At 73.6% G+C, this 26141-nt stretch carries 20 protein-coding genes; 7 read left to right on the plus strand and 13 right to left on the minus strand.

Annotated features, from left to right (window positions below; translation table 11 throughout):
- Window positions 1-3: 3 nt before the first annotated feature.
- The gene (locus ACFYVJ_RS28080; RefSeq protein ID WP_388897038.1) at window positions 4-732 is read right to left on the minus strand and encodes a hypothetical protein; all 729 of its coding nucleotides are present in this window, start codon (window positions 730-732) and stop codon (window positions 4-6) included.
- A gap of 524 nt (window positions 733-1256) precedes the next feature.
- Here ACFYVJ_RS28080 and ACFYVJ_RS28085 point away from each other — a divergent pair.
- Both ACFYVJ_RS28085 and ACFYVJ_RS28090 read left to right on the plus strand, forming a co-directional pair.
- The gene (locus ACFYVJ_RS28085) at window positions 1257-3305 is read left to right on the plus strand and encodes a hypothetical protein (RefSeq protein WP_388897041.1); all 2049 of its coding nucleotides are present in this window, start codon (window positions 1257-1259) and stop codon (window positions 3303-3305) included.
- Window positions 3292-4626: a hypothetical protein gene (locus tag ACFYVJ_RS28090; protein ID WP_388897043.1), complete on the plus strand. Its 1335-nt coding sequence runs from the start codon at window positions 3292-3294 to the stop codon at window positions 4624-4626. Before ACFYVJ_RS28085 ends, ACFYVJ_RS28090 begins: the two co-directional genes overlap by 14 nt.
- Before the next feature lie 27 nt (window positions 4627-4653).
- On the opposite strand, the gene ACFYVJ_RS28095 is transcribed toward ACFYVJ_RS28090, so the two are convergent.
- Window positions 4654-5274: a hypothetical protein gene (locus tag ACFYVJ_RS28095; RefSeq protein ID WP_388897046.1), complete on the minus strand. Its 621-nt coding sequence runs from the start codon at window positions 5272-5274 to the stop codon at window positions 4654-4656.
- 99 nt (window positions 5275-5373) lie between these two features.
- On the opposite strand from ACFYVJ_RS28095, the gene ACFYVJ_RS28100 reads away from it, so the two are divergent.
- Genes ACFYVJ_RS28100 through ACFYVJ_RS28110 form a run of 3 tightly spaced genes read left to right on the plus strand, consistent with a single transcriptional unit; the run spans window position 5374 to window position 7723 of the window.
- On the plus strand, window positions 5374-5670 hold the full coding sequence (locus ACFYVJ_RS28100; protein ID WP_388897048.1) for a hypothetical protein: 297 nt from the start codon (window positions 5374-5376) through the stop codon (window positions 5668-5670).
- A complete protein-coding gene (locus tag ACFYVJ_RS28105) occupies window positions 5667-7025 on the plus strand; it encodes a putative T7SS-secreted protein (RefSeq protein ID WP_388897051.1) in 1359 nt (452 codons plus the stop codon). Before ACFYVJ_RS28100 ends, ACFYVJ_RS28105 begins: the two co-directional genes overlap by 4 nt.
- Entirely contained in the window at window positions 7022-7723 is a 702-nt protein-coding gene (locus ACFYVJ_RS28110) for a hypothetical protein (protein ID WP_388897054.1), read from the plus strand. Before ACFYVJ_RS28105 ends, ACFYVJ_RS28110 begins: the two co-directional genes overlap by 4 nt.
- Before the next feature lie 28 nt (window positions 7724-7751).
- Here ACFYVJ_RS28110 and ACFYVJ_RS28115 read toward each other — a convergent pair whose 3' ends face one another.
- From ACFYVJ_RS28115 to ACFYVJ_RS28125, 3 genes are all read right to left on the minus strand, one after another.
- Complete coding sequence (locus tag ACFYVJ_RS28115) at window positions 7752-8087, minus strand: hypothetical protein (RefSeq protein ID WP_388897057.1); 336 nt, start codon at window positions 8085-8087, stop codon at window positions 7752-7754.
- A 102-nt stretch (window positions 8088-8189) separates the two neighbouring features.
- Window positions 8190-8492 carry a WXG100 family type VII secretion target gene (locus ACFYVJ_RS28120; protein ID WP_026276583.1) on the minus strand — a complete coding sequence of 101 codons (303 nt, stop codon included), beginning with the start codon at window positions 8490-8492 and terminating at the stop codon, window positions 8190-8192.
- Window positions 8493-8692: 200 nt separating this feature from the next.
- Window positions 8693-13606: an FtsK/SpoIIIE domain-containing protein gene (locus ACFYVJ_RS28125; protein ID WP_388897060.1), complete on the minus strand. Its 4914-nt coding sequence runs from the start codon at window positions 13604-13606 to the stop codon at window positions 8693-8695.
- Window positions 13607-13822: 216 nt separating this feature from the next.
- Here ACFYVJ_RS28125 and ACFYVJ_RS28130 point away from each other — a divergent pair, with 216 nt between their 5' ends.
- Entirely contained in the window at window positions 13823-14467 is a 645-nt protein-coding gene (locus ACFYVJ_RS28130; protein ID WP_388897063.1) for a hypothetical protein, read from the plus strand.
- 96 nt (window positions 14468-14563) lie between these two features.
- Here the strand turns inward: ACFYVJ_RS28130 and ACFYVJ_RS28135 are convergent, their stop codons facing one another.
- From ACFYVJ_RS28135 to pdxH, 4 genes are all read right to left on the minus strand, one after another.
- Window positions 14564-15490, minus strand: a complete 927-nt coding sequence (locus ACFYVJ_RS28135; protein WP_388897066.1) for an alpha/beta fold hydrolase — start codon at window positions 15488-15490, stop codon at window positions 14564-14566.
- Between the two features lie 443 nt (window positions 15491-15933).
- Window positions 15934-16620: a metal-dependent transcriptional regulator gene (locus ACFYVJ_RS28140; protein WP_047016343.1), complete on the minus strand. Its 687-nt coding sequence runs from the start codon at window positions 16618-16620 to the stop codon at window positions 15934-15936.
- A 169-nt stretch (window positions 16621-16789) separates the two neighbouring features.
- Entirely contained in the window at window positions 16790-18322 is a 1533-nt protein-coding gene (locus tag ACFYVJ_RS28145) for a PAS domain-containing protein (protein ID WP_388897069.1), read from the minus strand.
- Window positions 18323-18947: 625 nt separating this feature from the next.
- Window positions 18948-19583: a pyridoxamine 5'-phosphate oxidase gene (gene pdxH / locus ACFYVJ_RS28150; RefSeq protein ID WP_388897235.1), complete on the minus strand. Its 636-nt coding sequence runs from the start codon at window positions 19581-19583 to the stop codon at window positions 18948-18950.
- A gap of 376 nt (window positions 19584-19959) precedes the next feature.
- Here pdxH and ACFYVJ_RS28155 point away from each other — a divergent pair, with 376 nt between their 5' ends.
- Window positions 19960-21066, plus strand: coding sequence for a citrate synthase 2 (locus tag ACFYVJ_RS28155; protein ID WP_388897072.1), 1107 nt, complete (start codon window positions 19960-19962; stop codon window positions 21064-21066).
- A gap of 266 nt (window positions 21067-21332) precedes the next feature.
- Here the strand turns inward: ACFYVJ_RS28155 and ACFYVJ_RS28160 are convergent, their stop codons facing one another.
- From ACFYVJ_RS28160 to ACFYVJ_RS28175, 4 genes are read right to left on the minus strand one after another with little or no spacing between them, the layout of a single operon-like run.
- Entirely contained in the window at window positions 21333-22019 is a 687-nt protein-coding gene (locus ACFYVJ_RS28160; protein ID WP_388897075.1) for a TetR/AcrR family transcriptional regulator, read from the minus strand.
- Window positions 22007-22801, minus strand: a complete 795-nt coding sequence (locus tag ACFYVJ_RS28165) for an enoyl-CoA hydratase family protein (RefSeq protein WP_388897078.1) — start codon at window positions 22799-22801, stop codon at window positions 22007-22009. The genes ACFYVJ_RS28160 and ACFYVJ_RS28165 overlap by 13 nt, the downstream gene beginning before the upstream one ends.
- A 34-nt stretch (window positions 22802-22835) precedes the next feature.
- On the minus strand, window positions 22836-24002 hold the full coding sequence (locus tag ACFYVJ_RS28170; protein ID WP_388897081.1) for an acyl-CoA dehydrogenase family protein: 1167 nt from the start codon (window positions 24000-24002) through the stop codon (window positions 22836-22838).
- Entirely contained in the window at window positions 23999-26080 is a 2082-nt protein-coding gene (locus tag ACFYVJ_RS28175) for a biotin carboxylase N-terminal domain-containing protein (RefSeq protein WP_388897084.1), read from the minus strand. Before ACFYVJ_RS28175 ends, ACFYVJ_RS28170 begins: the two co-directional genes overlap by 4 nt.
- Window positions 26081-26141 lie beyond the last annotated feature (61 nt).

Below are 26141 nucleotides of genomic sequence, written 5' to 3' on the forward strand. Positions count from 1 at the left end.
ACGTCAGCTACCGCTGGATACGAGAGTCAGGCCGACTTCCTTCTCGGACGCCGCCGCCACGAGAGGGCCTGCCTGTGTCTTGTCGACGAGGAGATTGACGGTCATGGTTCCACTGGTGACCGTGCCCTCGTCGCCCCTGACGATGCTCTGCACCTTGACGCCCTCGGCGAGCACGTCGCCGGTGGTGACGGTGCCGGTGGAGCCGGTGCTGCCGTCCTCGCCGCTGCCGGACGTGCTCGGGCTGTCGCCGACGAAGTAGGCGTCGACGCGGGCGCCGTCGACCAGGCCGCCGGGCATCTGGCCGGACTCCATGGTCACGCCGACCACGGTCTGGCCCTCCTCCAGCCCCTTGCCCTTCTGGATCATCTCGCTGACCAGGACGCTGCCGGGGACGAGGTCGGTGGTGGCGTAGAACTTGTCGAGGTCGCCCCGCAGGTCCCAGCGGATGTAGGGGATGTCGCTGTCCTCCGGCATCATCACCTGCTCGATGTCGGCGTCGGAGATGCCCTCGCCGGCGGGGACGCGCTCGGAGATCTGCACGGCCGCCACCTGGTTGCCGGCGCGCAGCACGAGCACGGCGGTGCCCAACGCGCCCGCGAGGATGAGCAGCACGGCCAGCGCCGCCAGCGCGGGTTTGCGTTCGCGAGGAGCAAACGGCAGTCTGTCGCCGGACTGCGGAACAGGGGCGGCCGACCTGCCGCCCGCGGCTGCCGTGCGTTCCCTGGTCTTCACGGAATCACCCCGTAACTCGCCGTTTCCTGGCCGAAATTCCCCTACCTGACCGGCCGAGAACGCCGTAACAGGTTGTCAAGCCATCGAACCGTAGCAGTAGCCTAAACCCCCCTCAACCCGCGCCAGGCAACGAGAGCGTCACAGCCCATCGACAGTTCCGATAGCTGAGACGACAACCTTGTCCGGGGCGCAAATGACCAGCTTGCGGGGGCGCATGGGGCCGGTTCCGGCGGGCGTACGCGTCCACGCGCGCGCCGGGAGCGGGGGGCGGCGGCGCCGTTGGCGGTGCGGTCCGTGACAGAACTGTGGACCGGGTATTGGCGAATCCGGATATGTGCAGTCGCCAACTCACCGAATGGACGGAATTCCACGGGAGTCGGGGCGCGATTACGGGTGTCAGTGGTCGTCGCTACGATCCGGTGGGAAAGGGGGATACACGTGCGACGGCCGGTGCGGCAGCGGGTGTGCGGCGGATTCGGGGGGTCCGGGGGATGGTGAAGTTCGTGGGGGGCGCGGGGGCGTCCGTGCGTACCTTGCTGGCTGTCGGCCTGCTGCTGCTTCTGGCGAGCCTGCCGGGGGCCGGGGTGCTGGCAGGGGACGCGGTGGCGGCGGGCCGGGCCGAGGGGGGCGGGGGCGGGCAGGCAGCGTATCTGGCGGAGCGGTTGCGTGCGGATGCGGTGTACGTGACGGACCAGGCCCCGCGGGAGATACCGCGGTCGGCCGCGGGGGAGTTCGCGAAGGCCGCGAAGCGGACCGGGGTGCCGACGTACGTCGTGCTCCTGCCCGAGCGCAACCCGTTCGACGAGCGGCTGCTCGGCGCCGTGCACGACAGGCTGCGCCGGGACGGGCTGTACGTGCTGCTGGACAGCAGCGGCATCGGCATCACCGCCGTGCCCTTCGGCGTCGACGTGCCGGCGGAGTCGGCGACGACCGTGGCGCTGTATGAACTGCCTTACGACGCCGGGCCGCTGCTGACGTTCCAGCGCTTCGTGGAGGCGCTGACCGACGACGACCCGGCGGGGCGCGCGGAGGCGGCGCGGGAGAAGTACGGCAGCGACGCGGGCCGCGCGCCGGCGGAGGAGCCGGACAGGCTGCACATCACGCGCACCGACCGCGCGAACCAGTCGTTCCTGACGGGCATCCTGCTGGCCGGGGTGCCGCTGCTGGTGCTTGCGCTCGTGCTGTACGTACTGCGGAGGCGGGCGGCTCGGGCGGGCGCCAAGCCCGCGGCCCGCGGCTTCGCCGGCGTCGGCGGGCGCGGGCTGCTCGCGGCGGTCGCGACGGCGGCGGTGCTGGCCGGGGGCATGGCCCTGGGCGCCGCCGCGCTGTACGACGACGAGACGACGGACCCGGGCCCGCCGCCGACGCGGGCGGACATGGCCGCCCGGCTGGACCGGGTGTCGGCGGGGCTCGCGAAGGACCCGGTGTACGTGGACCCGGAGTCGCCCGCGCAGATCGACGCGAAGGAACTGGCCGCGCTGCGCGAGAAGATCGGCGGCCTCGACGTGCCGGTGTACGTCGCTTCGGTGCCGATGGCGCCGGAGGACGAGTCCGGCGGGCAGGGCGACACGTTCCTGAAGTCGCTGGGCCGCACGGTCGGCGGGGACGGCATCTACGTCCTGGCCGATCCGCGCAGCGGCTACGTCAACGCGGTGGACTACGGGATCGGGCTGGACGTCGACCTGTACCTGCTGCCGGAAGCGATCGGGTACCAGTCGCGCGACGTGGACGACGACGACCTGCGGCTGGGCGAGCGGGTGGGGATGCTGGTCGAGGAGCTGACCGGGGCCCGGCCGGGCGGCGACCCGGGCAGGGCACCGTCGCCCATGGACCCGCCGGACCCGGTGGCGGAGGACGCGCTGCCGTCCGTGTTCGCGGCGGACTTCGTACCGGGGCTGTTCGTCGGGACACTGGCCGCGGGGCTGGTGTTCGGGCTGGCTGCGGGAGCCGTGCGGATCGCCGGGCGGGTGCGGCCCGCGCCGGTGCCGGCGGTCACGGCGGTCACGGCCGCCGGCGGGCCGTCGTACGAGGCGCCGCCTGACCCCTCGGAGGCGTACCTCCGGCGGACGGCGCACGCGGAACTGGAGGCGCTGGCGAGGGCGTTCGAGACGGCGGACCCGGCGGGCGCGGTGCGGGTCCGGGTGTGGGACTGTCTGGACGCGGCGCAGTTGCTGGTCGACGTGGAGGAGGACGGCCGCGTCGACGCGGACGCGAGCCCGGAGGCGCTGGCGACGGCGATCACGCTGATCCGCGCGGCCCGCGCGGCGCTGGCCGCCCCGGGCACCCCGGCCCGGCTGTGCACCCTGAACCCGATGCACGGCCCCGCCCACGGCAGGCAGCGCACCCGCCTGACCCCGGGCGCCCCCGCCCGCGCGGTCCCGCTCTGCGCGGGCTGCCGCAGGGCGGCGAGGGCGAACCCGGGCACGGCGCACCGCCGGCGCCTCACGCTCCCGGCGCCGCGCGGGGAGGCCCGTATCCCGTACGACGCGGCCCCGGGCCCGCTGCGCACGGCGGGCGAAGGGGTGCCCCGGCTGATCCGCGAGGTACAGGAGGCCGCCGGTGTCCACGACTGAGCAGGGCAAGGGGCGGCTGCGTGCCGGGGCCGCCCGCGGCTGGTTCGTTCGGGTCGCGCCGCTTGCCGCCCTGGCCGCGCTGCTGCTGGTCCTCCTGCCCGCCCGCGCCGTCTGGGCGGCGCCCAGCCCCGGGGAGGAGATCGCCGACAGGCTCCGGGACTCCCCCGTCTACGTACACGACGCCTACACCGGGGCCGTGGACGAGGAGCGGCAGCGCGCGATCACCGCGCAGATCGAGGAGACGGGGCTGCCGATCAGGGTGGTGCTCGTACCGCTCGCGAAGGGCGACGACTTCGCCGGGGACCCGGGAACCCTCGCGGAGGTCGTGCGCGGGCGGCTCGGCGACGGAGACCTGATCCTCGTCACGACCGGCGAACAGGCCGACTGGCTGGAGGGGTTCGAGTGGCCGGGCGAGGTCCACCAGGCGCGGGACGCGGTGGGCGCGGTGGGGCACCTGGACGAGATGAGCGAGGCCGGGCTCGCGGCGCGGGTGGAGAAGGCGGTGGCGCTGATCGACGCGGGCAACGGCACAGAGGTGTACGAGGAGGCGGTGGCGGACCTGGGCGCGGACTCTCCGCCCGCGGCCGCCGAAGACGACCCGCAGGAGGAGTCCGGGGGCGGCCCGGCCCTGCCGCTGGCCCTGGCCGGCGCGGCGGCGGCCGTCGCCGTGCTCGCCGGACTGATGTGGTACGTGCGCCGCCGCCGGACCGGATCCCGCGCCGCCACGGCGCCGTTCGCGACGCCGCAGGCGGTGTTCGCGGCGGCCCGCGCGGCGGACGAGGCGGAGTTGCGGCGCCGCGCGGAGGAGGAGGTCGTGGCCCTGGGCGAGGCGGTACGGGAGGTGGAGACCGACGCCCCCGACCGGGCGGCCCACGTCCACGCCGCGCTGGACGCGTACGCCGCGGCGGGCACGGTCCTCGACGGGGCCGGGAGCCGCGCCGACCTGGCGGGTGTGCTGGCGCTGGTCGCGGAGGGCCGCGACGCCCTGGAAGCCGCCCGCACCACGCGCCCCCGCCGCACCACCGCGCTCCCCCTGTGCTTCTTCAACCCCCTCCACGGCCGCGCCACCCACCGCACCCGCTGGCGCCCCCTGGGCAGCCGCCGCCAGCTCCCCGTCGCCACCTGCGACATCTGCACGAAGGCACTCCGCGAACGCCGCGCCCCCGAGGTCCTGACGGACACGGCGGACGGCCGCGAGGTCCCGTACTTCGAGGTCCCGGCGGAATCCAGCATCTGGGCGGCCACGGGCTACGGCTCCCTGACCCGGGACGCCCTGGCCCCGCGGGTGGCACGGGGCGACTTCACCCGCACCCGGGACTGACAACCCCGGGCCCCGATACAGACGAGGTCAGCCCGGGGTGCCCCCGGGCGGCCACGCGATTCCCGCCTGCTCCAGCATCCTGCTGTACTTGAGCCGCCCCCGCCGCATGACCGCCGACGTCAGCCACAGATACAGCCACCACACCACCGCGATCCCGCCGCCCACCGCCAACGGCACGGGATCCGACCCGCTGTTGACGGCAACGGCGACGAAGACGCCCACGGGGACCGCCACCGCCAGCATCCGGATGCGACCGCGGCGCGACGTGCCGTAGAGGTCGACCTTGATCCGGGCGTGCAGCAACTCCACCTCCCGCCGCGCCTCCGGCAGCGGCACCGGCCTGCGGCCGCCGGTCAGCCCGGGGAGCGGCCCGCCGAGGGGGGCGTCCGGGCAGCGGGCGCGGGTACGGGTCGCGCGTTCCACGGCGTCGGGGAGCCGTCGGAAGGCGAAGACGGGGTGGGCCCGGCTCGCGCTGTGCTCCGGGGAGAGACCGGCGTAGCGGTATCCGTACTGCTCGGCGAGGTAGGCGAAGGCCGCGAACGTCCGCCGGGAGTTCCACGGGTTGATCGTCGTGTACGTCTCGGCGCCCTGCTCGCCCGCCTTCAGCAGCGCCCGGAGCCGGGACCGGAGTTGCGGCCGTGGTGACATCGCCGTCCTTCCAGTGGAACCGTGCACGCCGTATCGGCTTCCTATCATGCGGCGAGGGATCGTTCCGCGAGGTAACTACTTCGGCTTCCGGGGGAATTCGTGTCATTTCTGAGGTTCTTTCATGACGACGTCATGGCGATGGCCAGGACTCTTGAGTCCAGTGGGGACCGGATGAAGGAGTCCTCGAAGAAGATCGCCGGCACCGACGCGAGCCTCGTCGGTCACGACGAGCTGCGTTCGGCGTGCGACGACTTCGCGGACTCGTGGGACTACGGCTTCGGCCAGCTCTCCAAGCTGACCAAGGGTGTCTCGGAGTTCGTCGTCACGGCGGCCGACGAGCTGGAGAAGCTGGACAAGAAGCTCCACGACGAGTTGCAGAAGGCGGGGAAGAAGTGACGCGCCCGGAGGACTTCCCGAGCCTCGGCTTCGACCCCGCGCCCGGCGATCTGGACACCGTACGCCGCCTCGTCACCGCCATCGGCACGGTCACCGGCCAGAGCGGGACGGCGCAGTCCCAGCTCAAGCGGATCGGGGAGACGGACGGCATCTGGGTCGGCAAGGCGGCCGACGCCTTCGGCGACTCCGTGTCCGAGATCCCCCCGTATCTGGAGAAGGCCCTCACTTCCCTCGACGCCGCCCATCGCGCGCTGTCGTCGTGGGAGACCAGCCTGACCGGTTACCAGAGCCGCGCCCGCAAGCTGGAGCGGGAGGCCGAGGACGCCGCCGCTCGCGTCGGCTCGGCGCAGCGGGCCCTGGACGGGCTGCCGGGCGACACCGATGGGATGACGGACAAGGAGAAGGAAGAACACAAGAAGGACGAGAAGGGCAGGACCGATTCGCTCGACACCGCCACGGCCGAGCTCGAGGCGATACGGGGCCGGGCGCGCAACCTGAACGCGGAGTTCAACGGCGACGCCGAGACGGCCGCGCGGCAGATCAAGAACGCGGCGGACGACGCGCCGCCGGAGCCCAACTGGTTCGAACGGCGTCTCGACGACCTCGGGAACTTTCTCGAAGCCGCGTGGGACACGATCACCGACCCGAACTTCTGGAAGCTCATCGGCGACATCCTGGCCGACGTCGCCATGGTCGTCGGCGTCATCTGCCTGCTCGCCATGCCGTTCGGCGGCATCGCGGGCCTGGCCCTGATCGGCCTGTGGGTCGGCGCGGGCGCCTTCGCCGCGCACGCCATCGCGCTGGCCGGTGGCGCCGAGGGCATGACCTGGCAGACACTCGCCTGGGACGCGGCCGGGGTACTGGCCGGCGGCATCGGCCTCGCCGGTGCCCGGCTCGCGCAGTCCGGCCGCGCGCTGGTGCAGGCCGGGCGGAACCTGCGCGCCACCGAAGGGTTCGCCGCCGCGCTGGGCCGGATCGGCCCCGGCAACTGGGGCAACCTCGCCCGCCTCCCCAGCGGCATGGCCAACTCGCTGCGCGGCTTCGCCATGTCGGGCCAGGGATGGATGAGCGTCGCCACGGGCAACCTCGTCGACTGGTCGGCCACCGTCGCGGGAGCGTCGTTCGCCATCGGCTCCAACATCAATCCCGGACGGTGGACCGATGGCGACTGGAACATGGCCGATGTCCCGGTCATCGGGCCGATCTCGGCACTGACCGAGTACTTCCAGCCGGAACCCGACGTCGTCGCGCCCGGGCCGCTGCCGCCCCGGGTCGACCCGCCCACGATGCTGGCGTCCGCCGGTGACAGCTTCACCCGCGGACTCGACCCCTCGCAGATGGGGACGGCGGCATGACGGCACGAGACGGCGCCCGCAAGGTCCCGTACGCGTTCGCCTACCGCGTACCGGACGAGTTCGTCCGCCTGCCCGAGGCCGACACCCTGGAGGGCTGGGACGACGCACTGAGACGGCTGATACCGGACGCGCACCAGGACGAACTCGCGGCCACGGGACTTCGGATGCGCCGGTTCCTGCCCATGCTGTCCGAGGGCGGCGAGACGACCATCCTCACCGCCATGTGTGTCGGCACCGAGGAGGTGGAAGGCGACGAACGGCTCTCCATGGGGCTGCTCGCCGTCTCCGCCCGGGCCAGCGACCACGACGACCAGCTCATGGCGGCCGAGGGAATCTACCGCGGCAAGGAGCAGAAGTTCTTCGCCGGGCAGAAGGAACCCCGGGAACTCGACTACGAGTTGGGCAAGGGGCTACAGGGCGCTCAGGACATGCTGCTGGCGGTGAAACTCCCCGGCGGGCCCGGGGTGATGTCGGCGTCGCTGCGGTCGCTCACGCTGCCCGGGGGCGACGCGGACACCCCGGCGCCGGTGATCCCCTTCGCGTCACTGCAGTTGGTCGTGCCGGCTCCGCGCGGCTACTGCGCGTACGTCACGATCGCCACGCCGTCCGTCTTCCTGCTGGATTCCTACTGCATGCGGCTCGCTCACATCGGCCGCACCTTCGCCTTCGACGTGCCCGCGGGCGGCGAACCGGCATAGAGAGGAGGGGAGACCCGGGAGCCGGCGGCTACTGGTTGCCGCCGCCTACCTGTTTCTCTTCCTTCTTCGTGCCCTTCTTGAGCTCGTTCTCCAGGTCCACGTCCACCTTGTGCGCCTCGCGCACCACCGTGTCCGACATCTCCGCCAGGCTCGTCAACTGCTCGTCGATGTCCCCCCGGCCGTCCTTCCAGCCCGACTCGAAGTCCTCCAGCTTGTCGACCACGCCGCCGTCACCGATGTCGTCGCGGTACGACTCGAAGGTGGCCTTCGTGCGGTTCATCCGGTTCTTGATGCCGCGCAGCCGGCCGCCGAAGCCGTCGAGCTCGCTGAGCGGAATCGCCAGCCTGTCGCCGTCGTTGCCCATGAGCCTCTCCCCCAGTCACTACGAAAAGCGGGGCGCCGCCGCACCGAATACGATGCCACGGCGCCCCGGCCTAGCGAAACGAACCGAACCGAATCGCGAAGGTCAGCCCTTGAGGCCCTTCTCCAGCTCGGAGTCCAGGTTCTCGAATGCCTCGGCGGCGGACTTCAGGAAGTCGCCCATTCCCTCAAGGCCCTCGATGGTCTTCTTCGCACCGGTCGTGAACTCGTCGAAGGACTGGTCGAACTGCTTCGAGGACCGACCGGTCACGTAGCCGTCGCTCACCAGGCTCTGGATGTACTTGCGCAGGTCATCCAGCTTGCGGTCGATGTCCTGACGCTCGTCCTTGAGCCGCTTGGCGGCATCCCGCATGTCCTGATATGTAACATCGACATCGGCCTTGCCCATGGCAGCTACCCTCCCGTTTGTCTCAACCGTCGCGAGGGCCGTCCCCGAGACGTCAGTCATGCATCGTTCGTATCTCGCAACCGTAGACGCAGTCCCCCGCCCCCGCGGTTGCAGGGTCATGCCACACGCCGCGACGGCGGTTGCGCCAGTGGCGGTTGCGCCAAGGGCGCGCACGCCGACGGCGGTTGCGCCCACGGCCGTTACGTCAGCGGCGTCGTCACCGCGAACGGCTCGCCGTCGCCCAGGTGCAGCAGGCCCTTGCCCGGCTGCACCTGGTCGCCGACCGAACCGCGGTTCAGCCGGATGCCGATGAGGTCGCCCGCCGACGGATCCTGCGGGGACAGGGCGACGCCGCGCCGGGCCTTCTTGGCCTCCACCTGCCAGCCGGAGAAGCCCGAGGCGACCTCCTCCTCGTCGCCCGCGAGGACCAGCGCCCAGCCACGTTCCGCGCCGCGGCGGGCGATGGCCTTGAACTCGTCGCCGGCGTCGCAGTTCGTCAGCATCTCGGCGTCGTCCACGAGGACGACGATCGGCTCGTCCGTCGACGCCTGCTTGAGCAGGTCGTGCACCTCGTCCTCGTCGATGTCGTCCTCGGTGAAGACCTGCAACACGCCCTCGCGGTCCGCCAGATCGCGCATCGGCGACGGCCGCGGCGCGGCGATGATCAGGCGTACGCCCTGATGGAGGAAGGTCAGCGCCATCGACTTCAGCACCGTGCTGCGGCCCGACTTGGCCGGGCCGCCGATGATGAACGCCGGGATGCCGTCCGCCAGGTTGGGGCCGAAGCCCATCAGCTCGTCGCCGCCGACGCCGACCAGCGCCCACAGCTTGGAAGCCTCCTGCGCCTGGACGTCGCGCATCTCCCAGGCTTCCTCGAAGCCGAGGCGGCTGGGCAGCACGTCGACGCGGAACGGGCGCAGCGAGCGCGGCACCGCCGCGTCCCGCGCCGTCGCGGCCTCGCCGATGGCGGCGACGGCGGCGGCCTGGGCGGCGCCTGACAGGTCGTCGGAGAGGACGGCTATCTGGGTCTCCAGGCCGCTCTCCGCGCGGAACATCCGGCCGGGCTCGATGTCCTCGGGGATGTTGCGGGCGTTGAGGCTGATCATGGAGAAGTCGGAGCGGTCGGGCAGCCGGAAGGCGAACTTGTCCTCCGTCAGCGTGCTGATCCGGCCGGTGAGCACGCTGCGGTCGCCGGTGATGATCAGGTGGATGCCGACGCTCGCGCCCTCGCGCAGCAGCCCGTAGATCTCGTCGGTCAGATCGCCGTGGTTGATCTCGCCGAGGGTGGGCAGCCAGCCCTCCCAGCGGTCGAGGAGCACCACGGTGTACGGCAGCTTCTGCTCCGGGTCCGACGCCGCGGCCCGCTGCTCGGCGATGTCGGCGAAGCCGTCGGCGGCGAGCAGCTCCTGGCGGCGGCCCAGCTCCTGCTTGAGCCGGCCGATGAGGCGCACCGCGCGCTCCGTCTGGTTGCGGCTGACGACGGCGCCGCAGTGCGGCAGCCGGGTCAGCGCGTTGAGCGCGCCGTTGCCGCAGTCGATGCCGAACAGGTGCAGGTCGGCGACCGAGTGCGTACGGGCCAGGGAGGCGGCGATCGTACGGAGCATCTGCGAACGCCCGCTGCGCGGGGCGCCGCCGACGATGAGGTGCCCGAAGTCGGCGAAGTCGATGGCGACGGTGCGCCGGGCCTGCTGCGCGGGCAGGTCCTCGATGCCGTACGGAGCCGGGGGCAGCGGTCCCGCGCCCTGCGGGGCGGGCAGCGAGTCGAGTTCGATGCTGTCGGGCAGCGCGGGCAGCCACGGGCTGTGCTGCTCGGGGATGCCCAGGCGCTCGTTGGCCTCGTTGACCGCGTCGACGAGCACCTTCAGGTCGGTGATCTCGTCCTCCTCCTGCTGCGCTCCCGCGGGGCGCTTCAGCGCGCCCCGGCCCAGCTCGGCCCAGCCGAGGCGGCCGGCCCACGGCTGGGCGGTCGCCGGGTCGGCGGCGCCCGGGCGGCGGCCGCCGACGCGGCCGGACTGGAAGGGGACGAGGGAGGCGTGGCCCAGGCGCACATAGGCGCGGCCGGGCATGGACTTGGCGATGAACCCGGCGTCGGGGGCGTCGATGACGTCCGCGGACTCGCCGCCGTCGGTGACGCGCAGCGCGATGCGCAGGTTGGTGTTCGCGCGGATCTCCGGGGAGACCACGCCGCTGGGGCGCTGGGTGGCGAGCATCAGGTGGATGCCGAGCGAGCGGCCCCGGGCGGCGATGTCGACCAGGCCGGTGACGAAGTCGGGGAGTTCACGGACCATGGCGGCGAACTCGTCGATGACGAGCAGCAGCCGGGGCAGCGGCGCGTACCGGCCGGGCTCGCGGCGCAGCAGGTCCTGGAAGTCCTCGATGTCCTTGGCCTCGGCGTCGGCCAGGATGTGCTCGCGGCGGTGCAGTTCGGCGCGGAGCGACTCCAGGGCGCGGGTGACGAGGTGGTTGTCGAGGTCGGTGACCATGCCGACGGTGTGCGGCAGCTTCACGCAGTCCTTGAACGCGGAGCCGCCCTTGTAGTCGATGAGGACGAACGTCATGTTCTCGGGGGTGTTGGTCACCGCGAGCGCCGCGACGATCGTCTGCAGCAGCTCGGACTTGCCGGATCCGGTGGTGCCGGCGATGAGGCCGTGCGGGCCGTCCTTGCGGATGTCGATGGCGAACGGGCCGTCGTACGACTCGCCGATGACCGCGGTCGTCGACTGCCCGCCGATCTGCCAGCGAGCGGCGATGGCGTCCCCGGTCGGCGGCTCCAGCTCCACCACGTCGAGCAGCCGGCTGGACGACGGGATGGCCGCGTCCTCGGCCTCTCCGCTGATGTCGCGCACGGGCGACAGGCCGCGCGCCACGAGCGCGCACCACGCCGGCGAGACGAAGTCCGGGCGCACCCCGCGGCGCCGCTCGGCGCCGGCCTGCTCGACGCGCAGCCGGATCGGGCCGGTGCCGTCGGCGGCGGCGGCGCGCTGCGCGGCGTCCTGCGAGTGCCCCGTGCCCCAGGCGCCGACGCGGAACGGCGGGAAGCCCCCGGCGCCGCCGGGCCCGCCTGCGCCGGCCACCTGCTGCATCGGGATGCCGCCCTGCGCGGCGGCCCGCGGGTCGTGCTCCTCCGGCTTGGGCTCGGCGACGACGATCGCCTGGCACTCGCCGGGCAGGAAGCGGTCCTCGGAGTCCAGGCAGATGGCGAACATCGACACCGCCGGGCCCTCGCGCAGCAGCCGCACCACGCCCGGCAGCGAACGCAGCCGGCGCGAGCCGTCGAAGACGATGACGATGTCGGGGTCCTTGAAGGACGTCGGCCCGCTGGACCGCTGGTCCTTGGCGGCCTTCTGCCGTGCGTCGAGCAGTTGGGTCAGCTCGGCGATGCGGGCGGCGACGGTCTCGGTGTCGGTGCCGACCAGCGCGTTGGTGTCGTACTCCCCGGGCGGGCGGGCGTGCGGCAGCCAGCGCATCCAGTCCCAGCCGGCCTGCCCGCCGGGCTCCGTCAGCACGTAGAACTGGACGTCCAGCGGGCTGTGCAGCACGGCGGACTGCGCGACGGCCCAGCGGCCGAGGGAGCGCGGGGTGTCGCCGGCGCCGGCGATGCCGAGGACGCCGATCTGCCGCAGCGGCACGGTGACGGGCGCGTCCTGGATCTTCCACAGCACCTGGCGGCGGTGCTCGTCCTGCTCGGGGTCCTCCAGCAGCACTTCGGAGTCCAGCTCGGCGGTGCCGAAGCGGATCAGCAGATGGTCGGCGTCGGTACGGCGCCGCTCCCACAGCCGGGTGCGCGGGCCGGTGGCGGTGGACAGCAGGAGGGCGGGGTCGGGACCGCCCAGCCGCCGCTCGTTGCGCTCGGCGACGAGGGCGTCGCGGGCGTCCTTCTCGATCCTGGCCTTGTGTTCCTTGTACTCGGCGACGGCCTTCACATGGGACTTGCGGCCGTGCTTCTTGTCCATGAAGTAGTTGCCGATCATGATGATCGGGCTCATGAACGCCATCAGCAGGTAGTACCAGCGGCCCATGACCAGGCACATCGTCACGCCCATGACGGCCGGCATCAGCGCCATCAGCCACGGCAGCGGCCGGGCCTGGCCCTCCTTCGGCGGCGCGGGCAGCTTGAAGCGGGTCTCGCGGTCGGGCGGCAGCAGGCGCGGCGGGCGGTTGTAGTCGAGCCCGGCGCCGTCCTCCGAGGTGGCGACGGCGGCGTCGGGCGGGCCGTAACGCACCAGCTCGAACAGCGAGTTGCCGACGGCGACCTGGGACCCGTACGGCCAGGCGTCCTTGCTCTGCGGCGGCTCCTGCGGCAGCGGCGGGGGCGCCGGCTCGCCGGCGCGGCGCCGGCGGCGCTCCTCCTTGCGGGCCTCGCGGCGGCGGCGCCTGCGGGCCCTGCGGGTGTCGTCGTCGTCCGACTTCTCCTTGGGCTTGGCCAGCTCGGCGAACGTCGTGCCGTCGAGGGTGGCCTTCTCCTGGTCGCCGTGGACGTGGACCTTGCACCTGCCGTCGGCGGAGACGGTGAGGCTGAAGGCGCGCTCGGGCAACTCCGGGTCGGAGACGCGGATATGCGTCGCGTTGCCGCTGCCGATGTCGACGCGGCCCAGGCCGAGCCGGTGCACCGCGCCGGCCATCGGGCCGCCGACGACGCGCAGCTCGACCAGGCCCGTGACCTCGCGGGGCGGACAGCCCACCGGGTCGTACAGGCTGACGACCGTGCCCTCGCGCAGCGGCGACTGGGCGACGGGCAGGCGGGGGTCGACGGCGAAGCCGTCGACGAAGACGGGCGGCGGCGCGGGTGGCGCGGCGGGCGCGCCGAAGGGGACGGCCGCCGGGGGCGCTCCGGGCGGCGGGGCAGGCGGCGCGCCCGCCGTGGCCCAGCTTCCGGGCATCTGCGCGGGAGCGGGCTGGGCGTGGGCGTGCTGGGCCTGTTGGGCGTAGGAGGCCGGCACCTGGACGGCCTGCGGGGCACCGTGCGGCGGCGCCGAGGCGGGCGGCGGCGGCGAGTCGAGCTGGCCGGCCAGGACGCGGGCGACATCGCCTACGGACGACTCCGCCTCGGCGTCGAGGACGACATCGGCACGGTCGCCCCCGAGCGGATCGACGACGGTCAGGGTGAGGCGCACGCTGATCCTCCTCGAACGTCCCCGGCTGTTCCCCGGCTTTCCCCCCGCGGAAATGCGTTCAGCTCGGACACTAGGGTCTACGAAACGATATCCGCCCCGGGCTTCGCGGGGACAGCTCGTATCCGGGATTGTGGATAACTACGTGTGGACAACCGCGCCTCCGCGGCCGGACGCGGCCGCGGGAGACGACCGGACGTACGACAAAGGGGGCAGGGCATGAGCCGCTGGATGGAGGCGCTCACGATCGAGCGCGGAGGCTTCCGGATCCGGGTGCCGGAGTCGTGGTGGGAGTTCGACGTACGGCCCGAGTCCCGGGACGACAGCATCCGGCAGATGGTCAACGACCGGGTCCGCCGCAATCCCGAACTGGCCGAGCAGCGCGGCGTGCTGGAGGCGTTCCTGCGCAAGGCCGCCAAGGACGCCTGGGCCTCCGGCGCCCTGTACTGCGGCTGCATGGCGGAGACCTTCGGCGGCGACGTACCGGTGACCGGCTCGCTCACCGTCTCCCTCATCGGCGCCCGCACCGAGAGCGGCGAGCTGCTGCCGACCGACCCGGCGCTGATCGTCGGCCAGATCAAGCAGATCCGGCCGAAGAAAGAGGGCGACGCCTGGCGGAAGGTCTCGACCGTCGAGATCGAGGGGATCGGCATGGCCGCCCGCACGCAGGGCGTCGAGGACGTCAAGATCCCCGGCGACGACCGCACGGTCCGCGCCGTGATGATGCAGACCTTCATCCCGGTCCCGGGACAGGAGGGCAAGGTGGCGCTGGTGGCGGGGAGCAGCCAGGTGCTGGACCTGGCGGACTCGTTCTTCGACGTGTTCGACGCGATCACGTCGACGTTCCGGTTCGTCGGCGAGTAGCGCCGGGCGGACGGCACCGCGGCGTACGCGCCGGGCCCCGCGGGCGTCTTCGTACCGTACGGTCCGCAACCCGCCCCGGTCCTCCGCCGCTTCGGCTCACTTCGGGGTGAGCACGTTCTCCAGGAACGGCTCTATCGCCCGGTGGAACGCCTCCGGGTCCTCCAGGTGCAGCAGATGGCCGGCATCCAGCTCCGCGTACGCACCGCGGGGCAGGACGCGGACCATCTCCTGGGCCTCCGCCCGGCCCAGCTCGCCGTCGATGCCGCGGATCACCAGGGCCGGGCACTGCACGAGGGCCAGCTCCTCCCAGTGCGCGTCGTGCACCCACGTCTCGCGGGCCCGCAGCATCTGCCGGCGGGAGAACACCGGGCGCCAGCCGTCCGCGCGCTCGGCCATCACCTCGGCGAAGAACTCGCCGCGCGCGGGACGCGGGCGCTCCAGGATGGGGTCGTCCTCGCCGAACCACTTGCGGACGTCGGCGAGCGTGGCGAACGGCGTCGGCCAGGAGCGGAACCACTCCTCCCACTCGCGCTGCGAGGCCGCCCCCAGCGCCGAGGCCCGCATGTCGCAGATCACCAGCCCGCGCACCAGGTCGGGGCGGCGGGCGGCCAACTGCCAGGCGGTCAGCGCGCCCATCGAGTGGCCTATGAGGACCACCGGCGCGAGGTCCAACTGCTCGATGACGGCTTCCGCGTCCGCGATGTACGCCTCGCGGTCGAACGGGCCGTCCCCCGGTTTGTCACTGCGGCCGTGCCCGCGCTGGTCGAGCGCGATGGCGCGGGAGCGGGCGGAGAGCCAGCGGGAGGTGGTCGCCCAGTGGGACCCGCGGCCCATCAGCCCGTGCAATAACAGCACGCCGGGGCGGTCCTGCGGCGCCGTGCCCGGCGGCGGGTCGCCGGCCGGCCCGGCCGCGGACCGCTTGCGCGCCGCGATGCCGTCGGCACCGCGCTTCGGCGGATCTCCGTACTCCCAGGTGGCGAGACGCAGCCCGCCCGCCCCCGGCACGTTGATACGACGCACCATGTGTGCCGACACCCCCAATCCGTTCGGCAAGCTCACGCTATCGAATGTCTATTCGAACACCGCGGTACGGGGCCCAACACCCCTCGTTCGAGTGACCGCGGCCGGGGATTGGCCGCGGTCGTCGCGGGGAGACAGAGACCGGGAGGCGGACCCGCATCGGGGACAACGGGTCCGTGGGGAGTCGACCCTGGGAGCTCGGGGCTCCGGGTCGGTACGGGGAGGCGGGGCCCCGGCGAGCCAGGCGCCGGGGCCCTCGTCACGCCCCCCGCAGGTACGCGGGGGTCCGGATATGTCAGCGGCATGCCCACCCCTCCCAGATGCCGTCAGCGACAGCGTGGCACGCCCGGTCCCGGTGCGCTGCCGTTCGGACAGGAATCCCGCGGTCCGCTTAACGCCAACCGCGGAGACGGCGCAAACCCGCCACCAGCCTGGCCCGAACGGATCTAGCGCTTGGCCACGAAGACGTGCGAGGCGACCTCGGCGTCCAGCTCGGCGGCCTCGCCGCCGCTGCCGACGAGCACGCCGCCCGCCGAGTCCGTCACGCTCACCACCGCGCCCGGCTGCACACCGGCCCGCCGCAGCGTGTACATGAGCTGGGAGTCGGTCTGGATCGGCTCCCCGATCCGGCGGATGATCACCGTCCCGGCGTCGGGACCGAGCGCCGACAGGCTCACCATGCCCTCGTCCAGGAACGGGTCCGCCTCGGCCTTCTCGCCCAGCTCCTCAAGGCCGGGGATGGGGTTCCCGTACGGCGACTCCGTGGGGTGCTTCAGCAGCGCCAGCACGCGGCGCTCCACGGCCTCGCTCATCACGTGCTCCCAGCGGCACGCCTCCGCGTGCACGTGCTCCCACTCCAGGCCGATCACGTCGACCAGCAGGCACTCCGCCAGGCGGTGCTTGCGCATCACCCGGGTCGCGAGCATGCGACCCTCTTCCGTCAGCTCCAGATGCCTGTCGCCGGCCACGCGCACCAGCCCGTCCCGCTCCATGCGGGCGACGGTCTGGCTCACCGTGGGGCCGCTCTGGTCGAGCCGCTCCGCGATTCTCGCGCGCATGGGGACGACGCCCTCCTCTTCGAGTTCGAGGATGGTGCGGAGATACATCTCCGTTGTGTCGATCAGTCCGGACATGCGTGCCCCTAGATTTCTCGTGCGGTGGCCCTGCACCAATTCTGACTCATCGCGGTGACAACCGGACCTGCCGCGTTCCTTTCGCCTGACTTTCGCCGCCGATTCACGGGAAAAAGGCGATCCGCGCCCGGCCTCCCGAGCCCCGGTCACCGGGCCCGCCGGGCTGCTCCTAACCCAGCAGCTCCGCCAGGTCCAGCGAGGCCGCGACCCGTACGGCCACATCCTCCGCGTACGCCGCGTCCTGCCGGGTGAAGCCCTTGCGGCCGCCGCCACGCAGGAACGTCACGACGCCCAGCGTCCGGCCGCGGCTGCGCAGCACCGTACACAGCGCGTGCATCGTGCCGGGCGGCCACTTCCGCGCCACCGACCAGCCCTCCGCGACCTCCGGGTCCACGCCGCCGCAGCCCGCACGCACCGTGCCGCCGCGCTCCACCGCCTGGAGCGCGGGGTGCCCGGCGGGGTAGCGGACGGGGAAGCCGTGCGGCCCGGCCGGCAGGCACGGGCCAGGGCCCTCGGCCGGGGTGGCCGCGGCCCGGGTGAGCTGCACCGGGCCCGGGGGCGCACCGGCGTCGTGCGGGGCGCCGGGTCCCGGCGGGGAGCCGGGGTCCGCGGGCGCGGCGGCCAGGTCGACCAGCGCGTGGTCGGCGAAGCCGGCGAGCGCGAAGTCCAGGTAGACCGTCGCGGCCTCCATCGGGTCCTCGCACTCGGCCGCCGCGCGCGAGGCGCGGTGCAACTGGTGGTCGCGGAAGCGCAGCACCGAGGCCGCGTCCTCGGCGAGCTTCGCCTCGGTGACGTCCTGGAAGAGCCAGCCGACGCCGAGGGGCACCGGGTGCTCGGCGAGCGGCGAGGCGAGCCGTACGAACGCGCCGCGCAGGCACCGCCGCCGTACCGCCGGATCGCCGCCGGTCTCGCCGCGCACCGTCACCCACACGTCGGCGGGGACCGCGGTGCTGCCCTGCGCCAGCACGTGCTGGAGGGCGCTCTCGACCTCCTCGGCGCCCTGCTCCAGCAGCTCGCCGAAGGGGCGCCCGAGCAGCCCCGAGCGCCGGGCGCGCAGCACGCGCGCCGCCTGGCCGTTGGCCAGCGCGGGACGCAGGTCCGCGTCCACGAGGAGCACGCCCCAGGCGGCGTCCTCGCACAGCGCCTCGCTGAAGGCAATGGACCGCTCCAGGTCCATCTGCGCGTGGACCTCGCTGAACGCGCAGTAGACCCCGACCGCGACCCCGCCCGTCTCGGCGCCGCCCGGGCGGACGGCGGAGGTCTGGGTGCGTACGAGCACCCGGCCGCCGTCCTTGCGAAGCAGCGCGAACTCCTGGACCTGCCGCCCGGGCACGTCCATCGCGCCCATCAGCCGCGCCTCCGCCTCTGCGGCGTCGTCGGCGCGGACCGCCCAGCCGGCGAGACCGTGGCGGCCCACGGCCTCGGCGGCGGTCCAGCCGAGCAGCCGCTCGGCCTCGCGGTTCCAGTGGGTGACGACGCCCTCGGCGTCGAAGGCGCAGAGGGCGGCGTCCATGCCGTCGAGGAGCGCCACCAGCAGATCGGGGGCCGCGGCGCGGCGGTCCTGCGGCTGCGCGTCCCCGGCGGCCGCGTCCGCCGCCGCGGGTGGCGACCCGGCGGCGTCGTCTCCCGTGTCCGGAGCGTCCGCGGCCTGCTCGCCGGAGGCGTTCCTGCGGTCCCGGTTGGTACGCCGGGTCGCGCTCATCAGGCACCCCCTGCTCGCCGCGGCGTCGTGTGCGTGGTGTGGTGCACCCGGATCATTCAACTCGAACGTGACGCAGCACACACCCCATTCCGTCGAAATCGTTGCACGCGAAGGGGCTCCACCGGGAGGGGGCGCGGGCGGCGAACCCGGTGGCCGCGCCCCGGAACCGCCGCGGACCAGCGGATTCCGGTCGTACGCGGGAGTGGCCGGGGCGCCGCGGCCGGTGCCGCAGGGGCCACGGAGAAATCACTTGAGGGGGCGGAGGGGCGTGCCTAGTGTGTGACGCACACGAGAAGGGAGGTGGTTCGGCAGATGATGAAGTACCGGACGCGTGAGGTGACTGCGGGCTAGTGGTCCGCCGTCGCGCTTAAGCGCAATGCCGGACCCGGGTGCCTAGGACGCATCCAGCCGGCCCTTATCCCAAGCAGTTCACCCGACCCGCGGTCCGCCGGTACGTCCGACCGGCTCCCCTCCAGGGGAATGGGCCGCGGGTCGTCTGCTGCCCGGGGCCGTCATTCCCGGGTGGCCTTCCGCGGCGGGGGCCCTGCTTCCCCCGCGCGCCCTTCGCGGCCTTCGCCGACTTCGCGGCCTTCGCGGCCTTCGCCGCCGTGGCCGTCCCGTATCGCTACGGGCAGAGGCGCTCCACCTTCCAGCCGCCGCCCGCCGCGCCCTCGGTGCGTACGTACCGCAGGCGGTCGTGCAGCCGGTTCTCGCGGCCCTGCCAGAACTCCACCGTCCGCGGCCTGACCCGGAAACCGCCCCACTCCGGCGGCGCCGGCACCTGCTCGCCCTCCGGATAGCGGTCCGCCAGCTCCTCGTACATCCGATCCAGCTCCGCCCGCGACGCCACCGCCGACGACTGCTCGCTCGCCCACGCGCCCAACTGCGAGCCGTGCGGCCTGGTACGGAAGTACGCCACCGTCTCGTCGCGGCCCGTACGCTCCGCCGACCCCGCGACGATCACCTGGCGGGCGACGGGGTGCCAGGGGAAGAGCAGCGACACATGCGGGTTGGCCGCCAGCTCGCGGCCCTTGCGCGAACCGTAGTTGGTGTAGAAGACGAACCCCCGCTCGTCCACCTGCTTCAGCAGCACGGTGCGGGAGCTGGGCCGGCCCTCGGCGTCCGCGGTGGAGACGACCATCGCGTTGGGCTCGTGCAGTCCGCTCGCCGCGGCCTGCCGGAACCAGCGGCCGAACTGCTCGAAGGGATCGGCGGCGAGGGAGTCCTCCGACAGTCCCGCGGCGCGGTAGTGCGCGCGCATGGCAGCCGGATCGAGGGAGCGTTCGGTGTCAACGTCAACGTGTCGCACCTACATATCTTGCAGTATGAGCGGCCGTTGCGGGGCGGGAGTTTGCCCGCTCGACGCACCCCGTAACCCTCAGACCCGCGATCGGTGGAGTGTGCCCGATCTCACGCCGCCTCGCATGTAGGCGACCCGACAGATCGGCCGCCCGACCACTGTGGAAACTCGACACCCCCGGCTATGGTGGCCCGGAATGCACGCCCCGGACCGCGAGCGATGGCGCCGCGGAGCCTGGCCAGCAGGTCCACCCCCCGCACCACTCCACGCCCTGGGGCCGACCCGTCCGTCGCTGCACACCCCCCGCAGCGCACGCCACACATGAGGGAGCCGCCTGATGTCCGATTTCGTACCCGGGCTAGAGGGAGTCGTCGCCTTCGAGACAGAGATCGCCGAACCCGACAAGGAGGGCGGCGCGCTCCGTTATCGCGGTGTGGACATCGAGGACCTGGTGGGTCACGTCTCGTTCGGCAACGTCTGGGGTCTTCTGGTCGACGGCGCCTTCAAACCCGGTCTGCCGCCCGCCGAGCCCTTCCCCATCCCCGTGCACTCCGGCGACATCCGCGTCGACGTGCAGTCCGCGCTGGCGATGCTCGCGCCCGTCTGGGGGCTGCGCCCGCTGCTCGACATCGACGAGGCGCGCGCCCGCGAGGACCTGGCGCGGGCCGCCGTCATGGCGCTGTCGTACGTCGCGCAGTCCGCCCGCGGGCAGGGGCGGCCGATGGTGCCGCAGCGGGAGATCGACAAGGCCCGTACGGTCGTCGAGCGGTTCATGATCCGCTGGCGCGGCGAGCCCGACCCCAAGCACGTCGCAGCCGTCGACGCCTACTGGACCTCCGCCGCGGAACACGGCATGAACGCCTCCACCTTCACCGCCCGCGTCATCGCCTCCACCGGCGCCGACGTCGCGGCAGCGCTGTCCGGCGCGGTCGGCGCGATGTCCGGGCCGCTGCACGGGGGCGCGCCGTCGCGGGTGCTCGGGATGATCGAGGAGATCGAGCGCACGGGCGACGCCGAGGGCTACGTGAAGCGGGCACTGGACAACGGCGAGCGGCTGATGGGCTTCGGCCACCGCGTCTACCGCGCGGAGGACCCGCGGGCGCGGGTGCTGCGGCGTACGGCGAAGCAGCTCGGCGCGCCGCGGTACGAGGTCGCGGAGGCGCTGGAGAAGGCGGCGCTGGCGGAGCTGCGGGCGCGGCGTCCGGACCGGGTGCTGGAGACGAACGTCGAGTTCTGGGCGGCGATCGTGCTGGACTTCGCGGAGGTGCCGGCGCACATGTTCACGTCGATGTTCACGTGCGCGCGGACGGCGGGGTGGTCGGCGCACATCCTGGAGCAGAAGCGGACGGGACGCCTGGTGCGGCCGTCGGCACGGTACGTGGGGCCGGGGACACGGTCGCCGCAGGAGATCGAGGGCTACGCGGAGGCGGACGGGACGGCGTGAAGCGGTTCCGTCCGCACCGGGCCGGCTTGGGCGGGCCGGCCTGAGCCGGCTGCGGCGGGGGCGGCCGGACGCGGTTCGGTCGGCAGCGGCCGGGGCGGTTTGATCGGCAGCGGCCGGGGGCGGTTCCGTTGGCAGCGGCCGGGCCTTGGCCCGGCGGGGCGGCCACGGCTTCGTTGTCGGTGGAGCGGCCTACCCTTGGGCGGGAGTGCGGGGGACGTGGGGTGGGCTGCCCGGTGGTGCGGAGCCGGGTGGGTCCGTGACCGGGCTCAGTGGCCGCCGGCGTGCGACAGGGCCGTCGTGAGCAGGTGCGACCACTGCGCCACGACGCGGTCGCGGCGGGCGCTGTCGTCCGTGAGCAGGGTCGCCAGGCCCAGGCCCCTGGCCATGTCGAGGAAGCCCTGCACCGTCTCCCGTACGCCCGGCACCGACTCGTCGGCGCCGAGCAGCGCCACCGTCATGCGGTGCGCCTCGCGGCCGACGCGGGCCTCCAGCGCGGCGACGCGCGGGCGTAGCTGCTCCTCGTTGGCGGCGGCGACCCAGAGCTGGAGCGCGGCGCGGAAGAGGGGCCCGGTGTAGAGGTCGACGACGCCGCGCACGACGGCGACGGTGCGTACGGGTTCCGCCCCCTCCGCCCGTACCGGGTCCCCGCCGTCCCCTCGTACGAGATCCGCCGCACCCGCCGGCAGCAGCGCCCGCAGCGCCGCCGAGCGTTCCGCCGCCACGTGCTCCACCGCCGCCGTGAACAGGTCCTCCCTGGTCGGGAAGTGGTGCTGCGCCGCGCCCCGCGAGACGCCCGCCCGCTCCGCGACCACGCTGACCGTGCTGCCGCCCCAGCCCAGTTCCGCCAGGCACGCGACCGCCGCCTCCAGCAGCCGCTGCCGGGTCGCCCGGCTGCGGTCCTGCTGCGGGCCCCGGCCCCGTGGCTGGCGCGGGGCGTCCGTCAGCGGAACCACTTCGGCTCCCGGCGCTCCAGGAACGCCGTCATGCCCTCCCTGGCCTCCGGGGACGCGAACAGCGACGCCGACAGCTCCGCGAACGGCTCCGTGTCCCGGTCGAACGCCCGCAGCACCTCCCCCGTCACCAGCCGCTTCGACGCCGCAAGACCCTGCGGCGACGCCGCCCGCAGCCCGTCGAGCACCGGCGTCAGCAGCGCGTCCACGTCGTCACCCGCCAGCGTCACCAGCCCGATCCTCGCCGCCTCCTCCGGGCCGAAGCGCTCACCCGTGAGGTAGTAGCGCGCCGCCGCGCGGGCGTCCAGCCGCGGCAGCAGCGGCATCGAGATCACCGCCGGCGCGAGCCCGAGCCGCGCCTCCGTGAACGCGAACGTCGCCCCCGTGCCCGCCGCCGCGATGTCGCACGCACCGAGCAGCCCGAGGCCCCCCGCCCGTACGTGCCCGGTCACCCGCGCGACGACGGGCTTCGGGCACTCCACGACCGCCCGCAGCAGCCGCGCCAGCGCCAGCGGCCCGTCCGTGGGCGCGGCGGCGCCCGTGGCCTCGCCGAGGTCGGCGCCGGCGCAGAAGGTGTTGCCGGTGTGGGTGAGCAGCACGGCCCGCACGTCGTCGTCCTCCGCGGCGGCGGCCAGGCCGGCGTCGAGTTCGGCGATGAGGCGGGCGGAGAGCGCGTTGCGGTTGTGGGGCGAGTCGAGCGTGAGGGTCGTGACGCCGCGGTCGTCGCGCGCGATCCGGACGAGGGGCGCGTCGTCGGCGGCCGGTTCTGCGGGTGCGTCGGTCATGGCGGGGAGGTGCTCCTTCGGTACGTCGGCGGCGTCAGTACGACTTGGGCAGGCCCAGCGTCTGGTGCGACACGTAGTTGAGGATCATCTCCCGGCTGACCGGGGCGATCCTGGCCACGCGGGACGCGGTGAGCATCTGCGCAAGACCGTACTCGGTGCTGAGCCCGTTGCCGCCGAGGGTGTGCACGGCCTGGTCGACGGCCTTCGCCGCCGCCTCCGCGGCCGCGTACTTCGCCATGTTCGCCGCCTCGCCCGCACCCTCGTCGTCACCGGCGTCATACAACGCCGCCGCCTTCTGCGTCATCAGCCGGGCCAGCTCCAACTCGATGTGCGCCTGCGCGAGCGGATGCGCGATCGCCTGGTGCACGCCGATGGCGCCGCCCTTCCACACCTGGCGCGTACGGGCGTAGTCGACGGCCCGCGCCACCGCCTGCCGCCCCAGGCCCAGCGCGAACGCGGCGGTCATGACGCGCTCGGGGTTGAGCCCCGCGAAGAGCTGGAGGAGACCGGCGTCCTCGTCGCCGACGAGGGCGTCCGCGGGCAGCCGCACGTCGTCGAGGACCAGCTCGAACTGCTTCTCCGGAGCGTGCAGTTCCATGGGTATGTGGGAGCGCTGGAAGCCCTCGGCGTCGCGCGGGACGATGAACAGGCAGGGCTTGAGCTTGCCGGTGCGGGCGTCCTCGGTGCGGCCGACGACGAGGGTGGCGTCGGCGATGTCGACGCCGGAGATGAACACCTTGCGGCCGGACAGCACCCAGTCGCCGCCGTCGCGGCGGGCGGTGGTGGTGATGCGGTGGGAGTTGGAGCCGGCGTCGGGCTCGGTGATGCCGAAGGCCATCTTGCGGGTGCCGTCGGCGAGTCCGGGGAGCCAGTGCCGCTTCTGCTCCTCGGTGCCGAAGCGGGCGATGACCGTGCCGCAGATCGCGGGCGACACGACGAGCATGAGCAGCGGGCAGCCGGCGGCGCCCAGTTCCTCCAGCACGATCGCCAGCTCCGCGATGCCGCCGCCTCCGCCGCCGTACGCCTCGGGGAGGTTGACGCCGAGGTAGCCGGCCTTGCCGGCCTCGGCCCACAGCTCGTCGGTGTGCCGGCCGTCGCGGACGACGGCGGTGAAGTACTCGCGGCCGTAGCGGGCGCCGAGCGCGGCGACGGCGGCGCGGAGGTCGCGGTGCTCCTGGGGTTCGAGGATGGCGCTGGTCATGGCTGTCGGCCTTCCTGATCGCGGGGCGGGACGTCTTCTGCCGCGGCTTCTTCTACGGCTTCTGCTGCGGCTTCTTGTACGGCTTCGGCTTCCACTACGGCGAGGAGGGCGCCGACTTCGACCTGGCGGCCGGGGGCGGCGTGCAGGGCGGTGAGCACGCCGGAGGCGGGGGCGGCGACCTTGTGCTCCATCTTCATCGCCTCCAGCCAGAGGAGCGGCTGCCCCCGGCGGACGGTCTGCCCGGGGGCGATCCCGTCGGCGAGGCGCACGACGGTGCCGGGCATGGGGGCGAGGAGGGAGCCGGCCGGGGTGTCGGCGCGGGGGTCGGGAAAGCGGGAGAGGGGGCGGAGGGCGTACGAACCGTGGGGGGTGTCGACGTACGTGGGCGGCGCGGGCCGGCCTCCGGCGGGGGCGCCGTAGACGGCGACGTCGAAGGCACGGGCGGCACCGGCGACTTCGAGCACCACGCGCCCGGGGGCGGCGGACAGCACCCGGACGTCGGGCAGGCCGTCGGCGCGTATGCCGTCGCGGGTTCCGCGGTAGCGCACCTCGACCTCCGCACCGCCGGGCTCGACCCGGTACGCCTTCACCTGCGGCTGCGACGGCACGTTGCGCCACCCCCCGAACCGGACGGGCAGCACGGCACCCCCAGCCTCCTGCCGCGCGGCGGCATCCGCGAGCGCGGCGGCCAGGGCGGCGAGCCGGAGGTGGGCGCCGTCCTCGCCCGGGGGGCTCGTGAGCGTCGCGAGGTGGGTGTCGTAGAACGACGTGGTCATCCGCGCTCGCGCGAACTCCTCGTGTGCCAGCGACCGGACCAGCAGGTCCCTGTTCGTCACCGGACCGTGGATCCGTGCCCGCCGCAGCGCGGTCGCCAGATGGCGGACCGCCTCGGCGCGGGTGGGGGCATGGACGATCACTTTCGCGAGCAGGGCGTCGTAGTACGGGGTGACGGTGCCGCCGGCGGTGTAGCCGGTGTCGAGGCGGAGCGTGGGAAGCTCCCCCGTCCCGCCCCTTTCCGGAACCGGGGCTCCGATCCCGGCCTCCAGGCAGTGGACCCGGCCCGTCTGCGGGGCGAAATCCGACGCCGGGTCCTCCGCGTACAGGCGGGCCTCCACCGCGTGGCCCCTGGGCCGCGGGGCCGACGGGGGCAAAGCCGCGCCCTCCGCGATCCGCAACTGCTGGGCCACCAGGTCGACCCCGTACACCGCCTCCGTCACCGGGTGCTCCACCTGCAGCCGCGTGTTCATCTCCAGGAACTGCGCCCGGCCGTCCGGCGCCAGCAGGAACTCCACCGTGCCCGCGCCGACGTACCCGATCGCCCGCGCCGCCCGTACGGCCGTCTCCGCCAGCTCCGCCGCCACGCCAGCCGCCAGACCCGGTGCCGGGGCCTCCTCCACCACCTTCTGGTGCCGCCGCTGCAGCGAGCAGTCGCGCGTGCCCAGCGCCCACACGCCTCCGTGCGCGTCCGCGAGCACCTGCACCTCGACGTGCCGTCCGCCCTCGACGTACGGCTCGACGAACACCTCGCCGTCCCCGAACGCCGCCTCCGCCTCCGCCGCCGCCGACTCCAGTTCCGGCTCCAGCGCCGCCAGTTCGCGGACGACCCGCATGCCGCGGCCGCCGCCGCCCGCCGCCGCCTTGACCAGCAGCGGCAGGTCGGACTCCACCGCCTTCGACGGGTCGAAGGGCGCCAGGCCCATCAGTTCCTTCGCGCGCGTCTTGGACGCCATCGCCTCGATCGCCTCCGGCGGCGGCCCGACCCACGTCAGCCCCGCCGCCCCGACCGCCCGCGCGAACTCCGCGCTCTCGGAGAGGAACCCGTAGCCGGGGTGCACCGCGTCCGCGCCCGCCGAGAGCGCCGCCGCGACCAGCAAGTCGGCCCGCAGGTACGTGTCCGCCGCCGTCTGCCCCGGCAGCCGCACCGCCGCGCCGCCCGCGTCCAGCGCGGCGCGTACGTGCAGCGCGCCCGCGTCCGCGTCGGAGTGCACCGCGACGGGCGTGATGCCCAGCTCCCCGCAGGTGCGGAAGACGCGGCAGGCGATCTCGCCGCGGTTGGCGACGAGGAGGGTACGGATCATCGGTGCTCCCCTATGGATGCCGGTCGCCCTGTGCATGCCGGTCGCCCTGTGGATGCCGGTC

This window comes from Streptomyces sp. NPDC004134, assembly GCF_042874195.1.
GTDB lineage: Bacteria > Actinomycetota > Actinomycetes > Streptomycetales > Streptomycetaceae > Streptomyces.